We start from the raw sequence: 16363 nt of genomic DNA, 5'->3' as shown, positions 1-16363 counted from the left end.
TAGAAACAGAGACTTGCTGGAAACAGTGTCAACAGCCGTGCCGTCAGTACATCCCGAAGCCCTTGAGTTCCGCCAGGAAACCGTCCGGGTCGCTCCGGTGGATCAGGTGTCCCACGGGAATCGTCACCGCACGGCCGCCGGGGATCAGCTCCGCGAGCCGCCGCAGGTTCGCCTCGGGCAGGAAGCTCGCGGGACCGCCCGAGAGCACCAGCGTCGGCGCGGTGATCGCTCCGAGCCGCGCGGTCCACGCCGGGTCGGGGCGGTTGGCGCCCTCGTCGGTCGCCGGGATCACCTCCCAGTCGTAGTCGAGCGCACGCACCTCCTCCGGTGCGGGGCGCGGCGCCGGCGGGCGCGGCGGATCCACGGGGAACGGCGGCAGCGGGTCCTCCAGGAGCAGTCTGGCCACCCGGCCCGGTTCCGCCGCCGCGACCTGGAGCGCGACCGACCCGCCCATCGAGTGGCCCACCAGGTCGACCCGGTCGAGCCCGAGCGCGTCGAGGAACTCCCGTACCTCCTCGATCAGTTGACCGTACGCGTAGCCGCCGGGCCAGTCGCTCAGCCCGTGCCCCCTGAAGTCCGGGGCGTACACCCGGCGGGTGGCGGACAGGGCCTCGGCGACGTCCGTCCAGTCGGCGCTGTCCTCGGTACGTCCGTGCAGCAGGACGACGGGCGGGGCGGCCGGGTCACCCCAGGTGCGGTAGGCGATCCGGTTGCCGCCCGGCAGGCGCACGCCGTGCACCGAGGGGGCGAGGAAGGCCGCGACCGTACGGACGAAGCCGCCGGGGTCGTCGAGCCAGGGGAAGTGTCCGCCGCCGCGCTGGACGGCGACCTCGCCGTGCGGGAAGAGGGCGGCGATCTCGGCGGCCTTCGCCGGGGCGGGCACGCCGTCGAGTTCCCCGGCGAGCACCAGCACGGGGGCGTCGAGTGCGGCCAGGGCGGTGCGGACGGCGGGTGCGTCCACCCGGGCGGGGTCGATGTAGCGGGCGGCCGCGACCGCGTTGGCCTGTTCGGCGTCCAACGCGGCGTGCGCGCGGGCCGTGTCGTCCCAGCGGCCGTAGAAGAAGGGCGCGATGGAGGCCTCGGGCTCCCGGCCTGCGAGCAGCGCCTCGTAGGCGGCGTACGCCTCGTCGAACCAGGGCTCGCCCTTGCGCAGCCCGGCCGCGGCGAGCCGGTCGGCCGGCTCGATCGGGACGCCCGCCTCCCAGGCGGTCGGGGTGATCAGCGCGAGGCTGCGGATCCGCTCCGGGTGGGCGGCGGCGTACAGGATGCCCAGGTTGCCGCCCGCCGAGTGCGCGAGTACGTCGATCCGGTCCAGGCCGAGGTGGGCGCGGAGCGCCTCGACGTCGGCGACCTGGCGGGCGCAGTGGTAGGAGTCCTCGTCGTCCGGGACGGCGGACCCGCCGGTGCCGCGCAGGTCGAGCAGGACGAGCTGCCGGTGGGCGGTCAGCCCGCCGAGGTCCCCGAGGTACGCACTGGCGCGCATCGCGCCGCCGGGAAGGCAGATCAGCGGTTCGCCCTCCCCGACCCGGCGGTAGGCGAGTCGGGTTCCGTCGGGCGCGGTGAAGATCGGCATGAGGGTCATCCAAACAGGTGAACGACCCTCATGCACCCCTGATTCCGCGGCCTTCTGCGCGCCGGGGGTCGGCCAGGGTCCCTCCGGCGGATCAGACCGCACGGGAGTGACCTCCTCTTCCTGCTGCTGAGCGGGGTCTGGTGCGTGCAGCTGCAAGGCGGAGGATGGAGGCGACGCGGAGCGGGTGGGGCCTCCCCTGCTCGAACGAAGTGGAGAGCTCGGGGAAGATTGACGACAACGCCGAGGCGGTCCCCTGGTCCTCAAGACCTTGGGGGCGTGCGTGCCAGGGCACGCGACCGCGGCAGGATCCGCCGGACAGGCCCTAGAGCTCCGGGCCGCCGTTGTTGGCCGCCTCCACCGCCGCCTCACCGGCCGGGGTCCAGCCGCCGCCCGGTGCGATGTACCCCTTGCCCAGCCATCTGTCGAACTGCTGGAGGGCTGTCACCGGATCGTCCGCGTACTCGATCTTGTTGGGGTTCCACCAGCCCGTCTTCTGCAGCCGCTGCAGTTCCTTGCCCGCCGCGTCCGGGTCCCCGGTCAGTACGACGTCGGGCTTGCCCGCCGCCTGCTCCGTCGGGGTCGGGGGCGGGGCAGGGGTCGCTGCCAGGGTCGGGGTCGCCGTCACGGTGACGGTCGGGGCGGGCGCGGTCACTGTGGTGGTGACGGCGGGCGCGGGTTTGTCGCCGTTGCACGCGACCAGCACCGCCGAGCCGGTCACCGTCAGCAACACGGCCAGTGCTCTCCTGCGGATTCCATGCTGCATGCTGAGGTACTCGCCCTTCGATCCAGTACTTCCTCGATCAACCGATACCCAGTATTTTGGGGTGTTTTGCAGCGTCAGGGCTGCCGGGACACCCGGGAGTACACCATTGCGCACCGTCCACCCCCTTGTCAGAAGCCCGTCCGTGCTGAATTACTGGCCCGGGGGCACCACGACCGAATGATCGGTCGTCCGCTTTGGGGTGCGTGAACACCGTCTGTGAACACCGTGCACGCGTGCTGTGCGCGAGGAACGGGAGAGTGATCCATGAAGGCTCTGCTCGACGCGGCGGAGCGGCTCGGCCGCGCGGAGCTCCAGGTCCTGCAACTGGAGCGATTGCGGAGCAGCCTGCGGCACGCCTACACGAACGTGCCGCACTACCGGGCCGCCTTCGACGCGGCCGGCCTGACCCCCGAGGACTGCCGTTCGCTCGACGACCTCGCCCGCTTTCCCTTCACCACCAAGGCCGACCTGCGCGACAACTACCCCTTCGGGATGTTCGCCGTCCCCCGGGACGACGTCCGCCGCATCCACGCCTCCAGCGGCACGACGGGCCGTCCGACGGTCGTCGGCTACACCGAGAACGACCTCTCGATGTGGGCCGACATGGTGGCCCGCTCGATCCGGGCCGCCGGGGGGCGGCCCGGACACAGGGTCCATGTGGCCTACGGCTACGGCCTGTTCACCGGCGGGCTCGGCGCGCACTACGGCGCCGAGCGGCTCGGCTGCACGGTCATCCCGGCGTCCGGCGGGATGACCGTGCGCCAGGTCCAGCTGATCCAGGACTTCGAGCCCGAGATCATCATGGTGACCCCGTCCTACATGCTCACCCTGCTCGACGAGTTCGAGCGGCAGGGCGTCGATCCGCGCTCCACCTCCCTCAAGGTCGGCATCTTCGGCGCGGAGCCGTGGACGCAGGAGATGCGCCGCGAGATCGAGGAGCGGTTCGCGATCGACGCCGTCGACATATACGGGTTGTCGGAGGTGATCGGCCCCGGCGTTGCGCAGGAGTGCGTGGAGACCAAGGACGGGCTGCACATCTGGGAGGACCACTTCTTCCCCGAGGTCGTCGACCCGCTGACCGGCGAGGTGCTGCCGGACGGCGAGAAGGGCGAGCTGGTCTTCACCTCCCTCACCAAGGAGGCGATGCCCGTGATCCGTTACCGGACCCGGGACCTGACCCGCCTGCTGCCCGGTACGGCGCGGAACTTCCGCCGCATGGAGAAGGTCACCGGCCGCAGCGACGACCTCGTCATCGTGCGCGGCGTGAACCTCTTCCCCACGCAGGTGGAGGAGATCGTCCTGCGCACCCCCGCCCTGGCCCCGCACTTCCAGCTGCTGCTGACCCGCGAAGGCCGGATGGACTGTCTGACGGTACGGGCCGAGGCGCGCGCGGACGCGACGCCGCAGGCGCGCACGGCCGCCGCGCAGGCGGTGGCGGCGGCAGTGAAGGACGGCATCGGGGTGTCGGTCCGCGTGGACGTGGTGGACCCGGAGACGCTGGAGCGGTCGATGGGCAAGTTGAAGCGGATCGTGGACCGGCGGCCCGGGTGACCCGTGGGCGCCCTACACCGAGAACCGGTCCCGCAGCTCCCGCTTGAGGATCTTCCCGCTCGCGTTGCGCGGCAGCTCGGCCACGAACAGGACCCGCTTGGGCGCCTTGAAGTGGGCGAGCTTCTCCCGTGCGTACGCCAGGAGTTGATCCTCCGTCAGCTCCTTGTCGCGCGGTACGACGACGGCCGTGACCGCCTCGATCCACCGTTCGTCCGGCAGTCCGACCACGGCGGCCTCGGCGACGCCGGGGTGGCTGTAGAGGGCGTCCTCGACCTGCCGGGAGGCGACCAGCACTCCCCCGGAGTTGATGACGTCCTTCACCCGGTCGACGATGGTGAAGTACCCCTCTCCGTCGCGCACCGCCAGGTCGCCGGAGCGGAACCAGCCGTCCTGGAAGACACCCTCCCCGGGCATCCCCCAGTAGCCGAGGCACAGTTGCGGCGACCGGTAGGCGATCTCACCCGCCGTGCCGTCCGGGACCTCGCGGCCCTCCTCGTCGACGACCCGCGCCTCGACGTGCCGCACCGGCCGCCCGCACGAATCCATCCGCCCCTCGTGCTCCTCGGGGCGCAGCACGGTGGCGAGCGGGCCGATCTCGCTCTGCCCGAAACAGTTGTAGAAGGCCAGGTCCGGGAGGCGGGCGCGGAGCCGCTCCAGCACCGGTACGGGCATGACCGACGCACCGTAGAACGCCTTGCGCAGAGCGCCCAGGTCGCGGGTCTCGAACCCGGGGTGGTTGGCGAGCGAGATCCACACGGTCGGCGGCGCGAAGAAGCTGTCCGCGCGGCCCGCCTCCACCAGGTCGAAGAGCGCGTCCGCGGCCGGCCCGTCGAGGAGGGTGCTCTCCGCGCCGACCGCCAGGTAGGGCAGCAGGAAGACGTGCATCTGCGCGGAGTGGTAGAGCGGCAGCGCGTGCACGGGCCGGTCGGTCCCGGCGAGGTCCAGTGCTTCGACGGCGCTGGCGTACTCGTGCACCAGGGCGCGGTGCGTCATGATCGCGCCCTTCGGGTCGGCGGTGGTGCCCGAGGTGTAGAGGAGCTGCACGGGCTCGTCCGGGTCGCGCTGCGCCTCGTACGGGACCGGCGTGTCCAGGACCTCCAGGAGCGAGCCGGGCGCGTCGCGCAGCGGGAGCACGTCGAAGCCCTTCGGCACGCGGTCCGCGAGGTCCGGGTCCGCCAGCACCAGGGACGTACCGGACTGTTCGAGGATGTACGCCAGGTCGTCGCCTGTGAGGTTCTGGTTGACCGGAACGTGGATCAGGCCGGCGCGGGCACAGGCCAGATAGGCGATGAGGTACGTGTCGGAGTTGTGGCCGTACGTGGCGACCCGGTCGCCGTCCTCCAGGCCCCGGAAGTGGCGCAGGTGCCCGGCGGCCGTGCTGACCGCCTCGTCCAGCCGTGCGTACGTCCAGCTGCGGTCGCGGTAGTGCAGGGCGGTGCGGCCGGGAACGCGCAGCGCGGTGCGGCGCAGGACGCCGTCGACGGTGGAGCCCACGAGGGCGTCGAGGAGGGCGGAAGTCCCTGGTGTCGTCATGGCGCGATCCTGCGGCCCGGTGCGCGGCAAATCAAGACAGGCGCATACCGCGCGGGATGTTGACAGATACCGGGCGGTAATGACTGAGTGGCACGTGGCATCACGTTGCACGCCACAACTACCTTGTGATTACGCACAGTTGGGAGGCACGTTGTCCCTCCGGACCCGTACGAGAGCCCTCGCCGTCACCGGAATCGCCCTGCTCACCGCCGCCGGAACCCTCGCACCGACCGCTGCCGCCGACCGCCGGGGAGCGGAGCAGCACCCCTCGGGCGGCGGCCTGTCGGCCGTCATCAGGTACACCGAGTACGGCATCCCGCACATCCTGGCCAAGGACTACGCCGACCTCGGCTTCGGCAACGGCTGGGCACAGGCCAACGACCAGGCGTGCGTCCTGGCCGACGGCTTCGCGACCGTGCGCGCCGAGCGCTCGCGGTACTTCGGCGCGGACGGGAAGCCGGACGGCTCCCTGTCGTCCGCCTCCACCAACCTGGCCAGCGACCTCTACTTCCAGGGGGTGCGCGACAGCGGGACCGTCGCGAAGCTGGTGGCAAGGCCCGCCCCGGCGGGACCGAGCAGGCAGGTCAAGGACCTGATGCGCGGCTGGGCCGCCGGGTACAACGCGTGGCTGAGGAAGAACAGGGTCACCGACCCGACCTGCAAGGGCGCGGACTGGGTGCGCCCGGTGTCCGTCGAGGACGTGCACACCCTGAACTACGCGTTCTCGGTGCTCGGCGGGCAGGGGCGCGGCGTGGACGGCATCACGGCCGCGCAGCCGCCGGCCGCGACGGCGGCCCCGCGTGCCGCCGCGAAGTCCGTCGATCCGGGCGAGGCCGCGCGGGAGTTCTTCGACACCTCGGACGCGGCGATGGGCTCCAACGCCGTCGCGTTCAGCGGGCGTTCGACGGCGGACAGGCGCGGGCTGCTGCTCGGCAATCCGCACTACCCGTGGTCGGGCGGGCGGCGCTTCTGGCAGTCCCAGCAGACCGTCCCGGGCGAGCTGAACGTGATGGGCGGCTCCCTGCTCGGCTCGGCGACGATGTCGATCGGGCACACGTCGCGGATCGCCTGGAGCCACACCGTCGCCACCGGCACCACCATGAACCTGCACCAGCTCACCCTCGCCCCTGACGACCCGACGGCGTACGTCGTGGACGGCAGGCGGGAGCGGATGACGAAGCGGACCGTCACCGTGCCCGTCAAGGGCGGCGGGCCGGTGACCCGTACCCAGTGGTGGACCCGGTACGGACCGGTCGTCACGGGCCTCGGGGCGCAGCTCCCGCTGCCCTGGACCGCCACGACGGCGTACGCGCTCAACGACCCCAACGCGACGAACCTGCGCGCCGCCGACACCGCGCTCGGCTTCAGCAGGGCGCGCGACGTCGCCGGCATCCAGGACTCGCTGCGCCGCACCCAGGGCCTGCCGTGGGTGAACACGGTCGCCGCGGACTCCTCGGGCGGGTCCCTGTTCACCCAGTCGCAGGTGCTGCCGCGCATCACCGACGACCTGGCACGGCGCTGCTCGACCGCGCTCGGCAAGGTCACGTACCCGTCGGCGGGCCTGGCCGTCCTGGACGGCTCGCGCGGCGACTGCGCGCTGGGCCGGGACAAGGACGCGGTGGAGCCGGGGATCTTCGGTCCTTCGAGGATGCCGACGCTGCGGGACGCCCCGTACGCGGAGAACTCCAACGACAGCGCCTGGCTGGCCAACGCGGACCGGCCGATCACCGGGTACGAGCGGGTCTTCGGCACCGTCGGCACACAGCGTTCGATGCGCACCCGGGGTGCGGTGGAGGACGTGGCGGCGATGGCGGAGAAGGGGCGGCTCACCGTTGCCGACCTCCAGAAGCAGCAGTTCGCGAACCGGGTTCCGGCGGCCGACCGGGCGCTGCCGGAGCTCCTGAAGGCGTGCACCGGTGCCGAACTCGCTGACGCCTGCGCCGTGTTGAAGAAGTGGGACCGGAAGATGGACACCGGGAGCCGGGGCGCGCTGCTCTTCGACCGGTTCTGGCGCAAGCTCGTGGTGGCCGTCCCTGCGGCGCAGCTGTGGAAGGTTCCGTTCGACCCGGCCGATCCGGTGCGCACGCCGCACACCCTCAACACCGCCGCCCCCGGCCTCACTTCGGCACTGACCGGTGCGGTCGCGGAGCTGAAGGCGGCCGGGATCGCGCTCGACGCGCCCCTGGGCGAGAACCAGTTCGTCGTGCGCGGCGGGAAGCGCATCCCGGTCCACGGCGGCACCGAGTCCCTCGGCGTGTGGAACAAGGTCGAGCCGGTGTGGAACGCGGCGGCCGGGGGCTACTCGGAGGTGACGACGGGCTCCAGCTACATCCAGGCGGTGGGCTGGGACGGCGGGCGCTGCCCGGTGGCGAAGACCCTGCTGACGTACAGTCAGTCGTCGAATCCCTCCTCCCCTTACTACAGCGACCAGACCGAGCTGTACTCGGGCGAGAAGTGGGTGAACTCCCGGTTCTGCGAGCGGGACATCCTCACTTCGCCGAAGCTGAAGGTGGTGTGGGCGCGGGAGCGCTGAGCCGCCCGCTCACACTCGGCAGGTCTCTGAACCACGTACAAGATCGTTAACCGGCCCCGGGCGAAGATTCACCACTTCGGTGGTGATCGTCCGGGGCCGCGGCAGGTTCCGCGGCCGTGTGCCTAGCGTGAAGCGGTTGCACACTGTCGATCAGGGAAGGCGATCTCCTCCACCATGCCCCAACCTTTCAGGCTGCCCGAGTTCTACATGCCGCATCCTGCCCGGCTCAATCCCCATCTGGAGCACGCGCGGGAGCACTCCAAGGCGTGGGCCCGCGAGATGGTCATGATCGAGGGCTCGAACATCTGGGACGAGCACGACTTCGACAGCCACGACTACGCGCTGCTGTGCGCGTACACCCATCCCGACTGCACGGCCGAGCAGTTGGCGCTGATCACCGACTGGTACGTGTGGGTGTTCTTCTTCGACGACCACTTCGTGGAGCTGTACAAGCGCAGCCCCGACATGGTGGGCGCGAAGGCGTATCTCGACCGGCTGCCCGCGTACATGCCGGTGGCGGCCGGCGCGCCGATGCCCGCGCCGACGAACGCGGTCGAGGCGGGTCTCGCCGACCTGTGGAGCCGCACCTGCCCCGCCATGTCCGAGGACTGGCGGCGGCGGTTCGCGGTCTCCACCGAGCATCTCCTCGAAGAGTCGATGTGGGAGCTGATGAACATCAGCGAGGGCCGCGTCTCCAACCCCATCGAGTACATCGAGATGCGCCGCAAGGTGGGTGGCGCCCCGTGGTCGGCCGGGCTCGTCGAGTACGCGGCCGGGGCCGAGGTCCCGGCGCGGATCGCGGCTTCCCGGCCGATGTGCGTACTGCGGGACTCCTTCTCTGACGGTGTGCACCTGCGCAACGACCTCTTCAGCTACGAGCGCGAGATCCTCGACGAGGGCGAACTCTCCAACGGCGTCCTGGTGATGGAGACCTTCCTGGACTGCCCGACGCAGGAGGCGGCCGAGACCGTCAACGACCTGCTGACGTCGCGGCTCCAGCAGTTCGAGACGACGTTCTTCACCGAACTGGAGCCGCTCTTCGCTGAGTTCGGCGTGGGGCCGCAGGAGCGGCTCGACGTCCTCGCGTACGCGAAGGGATTACAGGACTGGCAGGCGGGCGGCCACGAGTGGCACATGCGCTCCAGCCGCTACATGAACGGCGCGGGTGCCGACGCCCACGACCCGGCGTCGTACGCGCTGGCCGGGCCGAACGGCCTCGGCACCGCAGCCTCCCAGCTGCTCTCCTCCCTGGCCATCGGCGTCCCGACCCGGCTGAAGAACGTGGCGGTGCACCGCTTCGAGAAGGTCGGCCACCTTCAACTCCCCGACCTGGGCATGCCGTTCAGGACCCGGCTGAGCCCGCACCTGGACGCCTCCAGGGAGAACGTGGTGACGTGGTCGCGGGAGATGGGCCTCCTGGACGAGGCACCAGGACTGCCGGGCTCGGGCATCTGGAACGAGGAGAAGATCCGGGCCTACGACCTGCCGCTGTGCGCCGCCGGAATCCACCCGGACGCCTCGCTCGCCGAGCTGGACATCAGCTCGGGCTGGCTGGCCTGGGGAACGTACGGCGACGATCTCTTCCCGGTGCTGTACGGGCGCACGCTGGACCTGGCCGGGGCGAAAGCCGCCAACGACCGGCTGTCGCTCTTCATGCCGGTCGAGGGCGAGCCGGCCCCGGCGCCGCTCACCCCGCTGGAGCGGGGCCTGGACGACCTGTGGCGGCGGACCGCGGGCCCGATGGCGGTGCCCGCCCGGCAGCAGTTCCGCAAGGCCGTCGAGGACATGACGGCGAGCTGGCTGTGGGAGCTCGCCAACCAGGCGCAGGACCGGGTGCCGGACCCGGTCGACTACTTCGAGATGCGCCGCTTCACCTTCGGCTCCGACCTGACGATGAGCCTCTCCCGGCTCTCCCGGGGGAACACGCTGCCGCCGGAGATCTACCGGTCGCGGCCGTTCCTCTCCATGGAACGCTCCGCGATGGACTACGCGGCCCTGATGAACGACCTCTTCTCGTACCAGAAGGAGGTCGAGTTCGAGGGCGAGATGCACAACGGAGTGGTGGTGGTACAGCACTTCCTCCAGTGCGGCGTGGAGCAGGCACGGGACGTCGTGGTCGATCTGATGGCCTCCCGGATGGCCGAGTTCCAGCATGTGCTCAGCAGTGAACTTCCTGATCTGTGCGAGGAGTTCAAGCTGGGCTCCGAGGCAAGGGAGGCGCTGATGGACTACGCGGAGGAGCTGAAGAACTGGCTGTCCGGCATCTACACCTGGCACGAGGAGTGCGACCGCTACAAGGAGTCGGACCTGTTGCGGCACAACGCGCCGCCGGCCCCGGACGTCCCGGCGGCGCCCGACTGGCTGGGCCCGACCGGTATCGGTACGTCGGCGGCGCGCATCGTCGAGCTGTGGTCGCAGCGGGCCGGTGCGACGGCGACCGTGGGGTAGTGCGGTGAAATAGCGGTGCGGGGTGGCGGGACGGGAAATGGCAGACTGCGGTCATGGAATCCGAGTCCCGCTCCCCCGCCCTGGACCAGCGCATCGAGCGGCTCCGCGAAGCCGCCGGGGCCGAACCACGCCTGGAGGGCGTGCTGTTGTACGGATCGTGGACGCTCGGCGAGGCCGACGCGTACTCCGACATCGAGGCATATCTGTACGTGGACGACGCCCACGCCGAAGCCTTCGACGGGCGGGAGTTCGTCGAGCGGATCGCCCCGCTGAAGCTGGCCTACACGAACATGTACGGCATCCTCGCCGTCGTCTTCGACGATCTGATGCGCGGTGAATTCCATGTGACACCGGCGAGTTCGGGGATCGCGGAAGTCCCGTCATGGACGGGCATGGTGCACCTGCCGAAGCCGGAGGAGGCCGTACTGCTCGACCGCACGGGCCGCCTCACCGAGGCCGCAGGCCGCCTCGCCGCCTTCGTACCACCGCAATCCACGGACACCGCACGGCAGTTGAGCAGCGAGCTGACCAACTGGACGCTGATGCTGGCCCATGTACTGGCGCGCGGCGAGACCGGGCGGGCGCACGCCCTGCTGCATTCGGTCGTCGCACCGCAGCAGCTTCAGCTGTGCCGGCTGCTGCGCGGTTCCACCACGCACTGGCTCACGCCGAGCCGGGCCATGGAGCAGGACCTCCCCGAGGCCGATGTCGTACGGTACGCGACCACCACCGCACCGCTGGACGGTGCCGCGGTGCGGGAGGCGGCACGGCGCAGCTGGGAGTGGAGCCGGGAGCTGGCGGACGAGGCGGCGGGGCGCTGGGGCTTCGCGGTGCCGGGTGAACTGCACGCGGAGATCGCCGAGTTCCTGGCACGGGAGAGTTAGCCGGGAGAGTTGGTCAGAGCGCGCGGTCGCGCCCTTCCCAGTACGGCTCGCGCAGGCGGCGTTTGTAGAGCTTGCCATTGGGGTCGCGGGGCATGGCCGCGGTGAAGTCGAGGGACTTCGGCCGCTTGAATCCGGCGAGTTGGCGCGCGCAGTGGTCAAGTACCTCCGCTGCGAGCACTTCCGACGGTGCGAAACCCTCGGCGGGTTCGACGACGGCCTTGACCTCCTCGCCCCACTCGGAGTGCGGGATGCCGAAGGCCGCCGCGTCGGCGACGGCGGGGTGCGCGAGGAGGACGGCCTCGATCTCGGCGGGGTAGATGTTGACGCCGCCCGAGATAATCATGTCGATCTTGCGGTCGCGGAGGAAGAGGTAGCCGTCCTCGTCGAGGATGCCGAGGTCGCCGACGGTGAAGAAGTCGCCGATGCGGTTCTTGCGGGTCTTGGCCTCGTCCTTGTGGTAGCTGAAACCGCCGGTGCTCATCTTCAGGTAGACCGTGCCCAGTTGGCCGGGCGGGAGCCGGTTTCCCTCGTCGTCGAAGATCGCGAGTTCGCTGATGGGCCAGGCCTTGCCAACGGTGCCGGGCTTCTTGAGCCAGTCCTCGGCGGTGGCGAACGCGCCGCCGCCCTCGCTGGCCGCGTAGTACTCCTCGACGCAGTTCCCCCACCAGTCGATCATCGCCCGCTTGACGTGCTCCGGGCAGGGCGCGGCGCCGTGGATGGCGTGCCGCATGGAGGTCACGTCGTACAGCCGCTTGGTCCCGTCGGGGAGGGCGAGGAGCCGGTGGAACTGGGTGGGGACCATGTGGGTGTGGGTGCAGCGGTGGGTGTCGATGAGCCGGAGCATGCCCTCCGGCGTCCACTTGTCCATCAGGACCAGGGGGTGCCCGATGTGCAGGGCGGCGCCCGCGAACTGGAGCACGGCCGTGTGGTAGAGCGGCGAGCACACGAGGTGGACGTTGTCGGCGAAGGGCCTGATGCCGAAGATGCCGAGGAACCCGCCCAGGTAGGACTCCTCGGGGAGCTTGCCGGAGAGCGGCCGGCGGATGCCGCGGGGGCGCCCCGTCGTGCCGGAGGTGTAGTTCATGACCCAGCCGAGGGTGCGGCCGGTGGGCGCCGACTCGCTCTGCCCTTCGAGGAGTTGGCGGTACGGGCGGAAGCCGGGCACCTCTCCGACGGCGTACCGGTGGGAGGCGGGGAGACCGGCCTCGTCGGCGGCGGCCGTGGCCTGGGCGGCGAACCGTTCGTGGGCGAGCAGGACCTTGGCGGCGGAGTCGGAGACGATCCAGGCGATCTCGGGCCCTGTGAGGTGGTGGTTGACCGGGACCAGGTAGAAGCCGGCCTGGGAGGCGGCGAGGTAGGCGGTGAGGAACTCGACGCCGTTGGGGAGGACGACGGCGAAAGCGTCGCCCCGCTCCAGACCGGCCGCGCGCAGCCCGTGCACCAACTGGTTGGTGGCGGCGTGGAGTTGACCTGCGGTCCACTTCTCGCCCTCGGGGGCGATCAGGACGGTGCGGTCGGGGTCGGCAGTGGCCTGGGCCCAGAACCCGTTGGGCGGTTGCTGCTCGGTCATGCTCCCTCGCCCCTTCCGGCGATGCGGTTGATGCGGGTCACGGCGCGCTCGAAGCCCCGGGTGAGGTCGTCGAAGACGGCCTGGACGCTGCGTTCGGAGTTCATCCGGCCGACGATCTGGCCGACCGGGGTGCCGAGCAGCGGCCCCACTTCGTACTTCTGGATCCGGGAGTTGGCCTCGGCGACCAGCAGACCCTGGAGCGGCATGGGGAGGGTGCCGGGGCCACTGGGGTCGTCCCAGGCGTCGGTCCATTCGGTACGGAGCTGGCGGGCGGGCTTCCCGGTGAGGGCGCGGGAGCGGACGGTGTCGCCGGAACCGGCGGCGAGGAGCTTCGCGGTGAGGGCACGGGAGTGGAGTTCGGCCTCCTGGGTGGTGAGCCAGAGGGAGCCGAGCCAGGCGCCCTGTGCGCCGAGGGCGAGGGCGGCGGCGATCTGCTCGCCACTGCCGATGCCCCCGGCGGCGAGTACAGGCAACTCCCCCACCGCGTCGACGACTTCGGGCACCAGGACCATGGTGGCGATCTCGCCGGTGTGGCCGCCCGCCTCGTACCCCTGGGCGACGACGATGTCGATGCCCGCCTCGGCGTGCCGCCGCGCGTGCTTGGCGCTTCCGGCGAGGGCCGCGACGAGGACGCCGTGGTCGTGGGCGCGGGCGACAACGTCGGCGGGCGGGGAGCCCAGCGCGTTGGCGAGGAGTTTGATCGGGTGGTCGAAGGCGACGTCGAGCTGGTTGCGGGCCACCTGCTCCATCCACCCCGTGATCCGCCAGCCGGACGCCTCGCCGTCGGCGAGTTCGGGCACGCCGTGCTTGGCGAGGATCTCCCGCACGTAATCGCGGTGACCGGCCGGGATCATGGCCTCCACCTCGGCCTCGGTGACGCCCTCGACCTTCTTGGCGGGCATCACCACGTCGAGGCCGTACGGCTTGCCCTCGGTGTGCTCCGTCATCCAGTCGAGGTCGCGGGCGAGGTCGTCGGGGGCGGTGTAGCGGACCGCCCCCAGGACGCCGAATCCGCCCGCCCGGGTGAGCGCCGCCGCCACCGCCGGAAACGGCGTGAAGCCGAAGATGGCGTGCTCGACTCCCAGTTTCTGGCTCAGCTCCGTCTTCATGGGCGGCAGGATGCCGCAGGGCGGCTGCGAGGGGAAGAGCTTTTCTGATGCCGCGTCAGATTCTTCGGCGCCGGTGGGGTGGTTGAGGTGGTTGACACCGGCGGTGCGCTTTGGCCTGCTGGTGCCCATGACTGAGGATGCCGAGCACAGAGGTACTGGGCACAGGGGTACCGGGCACAGAGGTATCGGCCGAAGGCACTTCGCGGGCGGGGTCGTGGCACTGGGAGGTGCGTTGGTACTGGGTCCGATTCCCGCGGCAAGGGCGGCGGAGGCGGCCGGATCGGCCGGGGAAGAGGGATCCGGCGGCGGTCGCCGTCGTCCGACCCTCCGGCACGGCTCCGCCGCGCGGGCCGGGCTGCTCCCCGAGCACCTGGACCGCATCGTGACGGAGGCGAAGAGGTTCCTCGGCCCCTCCCCCAAACACCCCTGGTACGCGGGCGCGGTGCTGCTCGCCGGGCGCGGCGGTACGGTCGCGCTGCACGAGCCGATCGGGATGGCCGTGCGCTACGCCGCGTACGACGAGAAGACCGACACGGCGGTGGAGTTCCCGCCGGAGCAGCAGATCGCGACGGCCAGGGACACGGTCTTCGACCTGGCCTCGGTGTCGAAGCTGTTCACGTCGCTGCTCGCGGTGCAGCAGATCGAGCGGGGTGCGCTGGAGCTGGAGGCGAAGGTCGCCTCCTACCTGCCGGAGTTCGGCGCCGCGGGCAAGGCGGACATCACGGTGCGTCAGCTGCTGACGCACACCTCCGGCTTCCGGGCCTGGATTCCGCTGTACTCGCAGCCGACCCGGGAGGGGAAGCTGAAGATGCTGTGGAACGAGTCACCGGCCAGCCCGCCCGGCACGGCGTACCTCTACTCGGACCTGAACCTGATCTCCCTGCAGCTCGTCCTGGAGAAGATCACCGCTCGCACTCTGGACGCCCTGCTCCACGACGAGATCACTGCTCCGCTCGGGATGCACCGCACTCGTTTCAACCCGCCCGCCTCCTGGAAGCCGAAGGTCGCCGCCACCGAGGACGCCCGCAAGCCGTGGTCGGGCATCGACCGCGGCCTGGTCTGGGGCGAGGTGCACGACGAGAACGCGTTCAGCTTCGACGGCGTCGCAGGGCACGCCGGGGTCTTCTCCACCGCATGGGACCTCGCGGTCCTGGCCCGCACGCTGCTCAACGGCGGTGTGTACGGGCGCGCCCGCATCCTGGCACCGGAGTCGGTGGAGCTGCTGTTCACGGACTTCAACACCGGCTTCCCCGGCGACGAGCACGGCCTCGGCTTCGAGCTCTACCAGCACTGGTACATGGGCGCGATGGCCACGCCGAGCAGTGCGGGCCACACCGGCTTCACCGGCACCAGCCTGGTGATCGACCCGTCGACCGACTCGTTCCTGATCGTGCTCGGCAACTCCGTCCACCCGGTGCGCAGTTGGCGTTCGGGCTCGGCGCCGCGCGTGGCGACGGCGGACGCCATGGCGCGGGCGGTCGCGGTGCGCCCTTCCCGGGGCCGTACCGCGTGGTTCTCCGGCATGGTCTCGGCGACGACGGCGACGCTCGCCCTGCCCGCGCTGCCGCTCTCGTCCGACCGGGGGCTGTTCCGCTGCGACCTGTGGTGGGACGTCGAACCGGCGGCGGACACGCTGACGCTGGAGGTGTCGGCGGACGCGGGGGCGACCTGGCAGCCGGTGCCGTTCACGACCGTGCGCAAGGGTGCGGAGCCCGAGCCCCACCCGGGCGGGACGGTCACCGGGTGGTCAGGGCGGGTCTGGCACCGCGCGGGCGCCGACCTCGCACCGTACAGGGGCAGGAGCGTCGTCCTGCGGTGGCGGTACGCGACCGACGTGCGCTACGTCGGCCGCGGGGTGTACGTCGACGGGCTCCGGGTCACGGAAGGACACCGGACGGTCTTCGACGAGGACCGGCCGGGGGACGCGGCCCGCGTCGAGGCGCGGGGCTGGGCACCCTCCGCGGACTGAGAGTAGGGCTGAGGGGGGCGGAGGGGGGCTGAGGGGGGCTGAGGCGCCGGTCCGGCCGGGAACCGGTCAGCGGCGGCGGTGCAGGAGCAGGGCGGCGGCCCCGACCACCGCCGCCGCACCGACCGCCCCGCCGCCCACCGTCCAGTGCCCGCCCCGAGACTGGACGGCGAGCACTGCTCGGTGCGACTGCACGGACAGCAGCGAGCCGGTGCTCTGGTACGAGCCGACGGACAGGCAGGACAGGGCCGAGCCGATCGACCCGAACGACAGCGCGCTGCCGACCGAGCCGATGGACAGTACGGACCCGACGGACCCGATCGACAGCAGCGAGCCCTCGGATCCGATCGACAGCAGCGAGTCCTTGGACCACAGGGAGAGCGTCGAGGACCGCGACGCCTTGCACCACTTCGACGGTTTCGGCATGGGGTCA

Annotated in this window: 11 protein-coding genes; 5 read left to right on the top strand and 6 right to left on the bottom strand. The window is 71.1% G+C overall.

What is annotated here, in order from left to right; translation table 11 throughout:
• Positions 1–43 precede the first annotated feature (43 nt).
• Positions 44–1573 carry an alpha/beta fold hydrolase gene (locus ACH4SP_RS27015; RefSeq protein ID WP_398418391.1) on the bottom strand — a complete coding sequence of 510 codons (1530 nt, stop codon included), beginning with the start codon at positions 1571–1573 and terminating at the stop codon, positions 44–46.
• Between the two features lie 322 nt (positions 1574–1895).
• Positions 1896–2336 (bottom strand): hypothetical protein, encoded by a 441-nt coding sequence (locus ACH4SP_RS27010; protein ID WP_398418249.1) that lies wholly within the window; start codon positions 2334–2336, stop codon positions 1896–1898.
• Between the two features lie 264 nt (positions 2337–2600).
• Between ACH4SP_RS27010 and paaK the strand changes: the two genes are divergently transcribed.
• Positions 2601–3887, top strand: a complete 1287-nt coding sequence (gene paaK, locus ACH4SP_RS27005) for a phenylacetate--CoA ligase PaaK (protein ID WP_398418247.1) — start codon at positions 2601–2603, stop codon at positions 3885–3887.
• A gap of 12 nt (positions 3888–3899) precedes the next feature.
• Here paaK and ACH4SP_RS27000 read toward each other — a convergent pair whose 3' ends face one another.
• Positions 3900–5420, bottom strand: a complete 1521-nt coding sequence (locus ACH4SP_RS27000) for a fatty acyl-CoA synthetase (RefSeq protein WP_398418245.1) — start codon at positions 5418–5420, stop codon at positions 3900–3902.
• A 151-nt stretch (positions 5421–5571) separates the two neighbouring features.
• Between ACH4SP_RS27000 and ACH4SP_RS26995 the strand changes: the two genes are divergently transcribed.
• The 3 genes from ACH4SP_RS26995 to ACH4SP_RS26985 all read left to right on the top strand — a co-directional run bounded on the left by ACH4SP_RS26995 (position 5572) and on the right by ACH4SP_RS26985 (position 11285).
• Positions 5572–7953 (top strand): penicillin acylase family protein, encoded by a 2382-nt coding sequence (locus tag ACH4SP_RS26995; RefSeq protein WP_398418243.1) that lies wholly within the window; start codon positions 5572–5574, stop codon positions 7951–7953.
• A 174-nt stretch (positions 7954–8127) separates the two neighbouring features.
• Positions 8128–10401 (top strand): germacradienol/geosmin synthase, encoded by a 2274-nt coding sequence (locus ACH4SP_RS26990; protein ID WP_398418241.1) that lies wholly within the window; start codon positions 8128–8130, stop codon positions 10399–10401.
• 53 nt (positions 10402–10454) lie between these two features.
• Entirely contained in the window at positions 10455–11285 is an 831-nt protein-coding gene (locus ACH4SP_RS26985) for a nucleotidyltransferase domain-containing protein (protein WP_398418239.1), read from the top strand.
• A 13-nt stretch (positions 11286–11298) separates the two neighbouring features.
• On the opposite strand, the gene ACH4SP_RS26980 is transcribed toward ACH4SP_RS26985, so the two are convergent.
• Positions 11299–12855 carry an acyl-CoA synthetase gene (locus ACH4SP_RS26980; RefSeq protein WP_398418237.1) on the bottom strand — a complete coding sequence of 519 codons (1557 nt, stop codon included), beginning with the start codon at positions 12853–12855 and terminating at the stop codon, positions 11299–11301.
• Positions 12852–13964 carry a nitronate monooxygenase gene (locus tag ACH4SP_RS26975; RefSeq protein ID WP_398418389.1) on the bottom strand — a complete coding sequence of 371 codons (1113 nt, stop codon included), beginning with the start codon at positions 13962–13964 and terminating at the stop codon, positions 12852–12854. The genes ACH4SP_RS26980 and ACH4SP_RS26975 overlap by 4 nt, the downstream gene beginning before the upstream one ends.
• 127 nt (positions 13965–14091) lie before the next feature.
• Here ACH4SP_RS26975 and ACH4SP_RS26970 point away from each other — a divergent pair, with 127 nt between their 5' ends.
• Positions 14092–15933, top strand: coding sequence for a serine hydrolase (locus tag ACH4SP_RS26970; protein ID WP_398418236.1), 1842 nt, complete (start codon positions 14092–14094; stop codon positions 15931–15933).
• Positions 15934–15999: 66 nt separating this feature from the next.
• Here the strand turns inward: ACH4SP_RS26970 and ACH4SP_RS26965 are convergent, their stop codons facing one another.
• Positions 16000–16356 carry a hypothetical protein gene (locus ACH4SP_RS26965; RefSeq protein WP_398418235.1) on the bottom strand — a complete coding sequence of 119 codons (357 nt, stop codon included), beginning with the start codon at positions 16354–16356 and terminating at the stop codon, positions 16000–16002.
• Between the last annotated feature and the right edge of the window lie 7 nt (positions 16357–16363).

This window comes from Streptomyces sp. NPDC021093 (genome assembly GCF_044333135.1).
Classification (GTDB): Bacteria; Actinomycetota; Actinomycetes; order Streptomycetales; family Streptomycetaceae; genus Streptomyces.
This window is presented reverse-complemented; position numbering and strand designations above follow the sequence as displayed.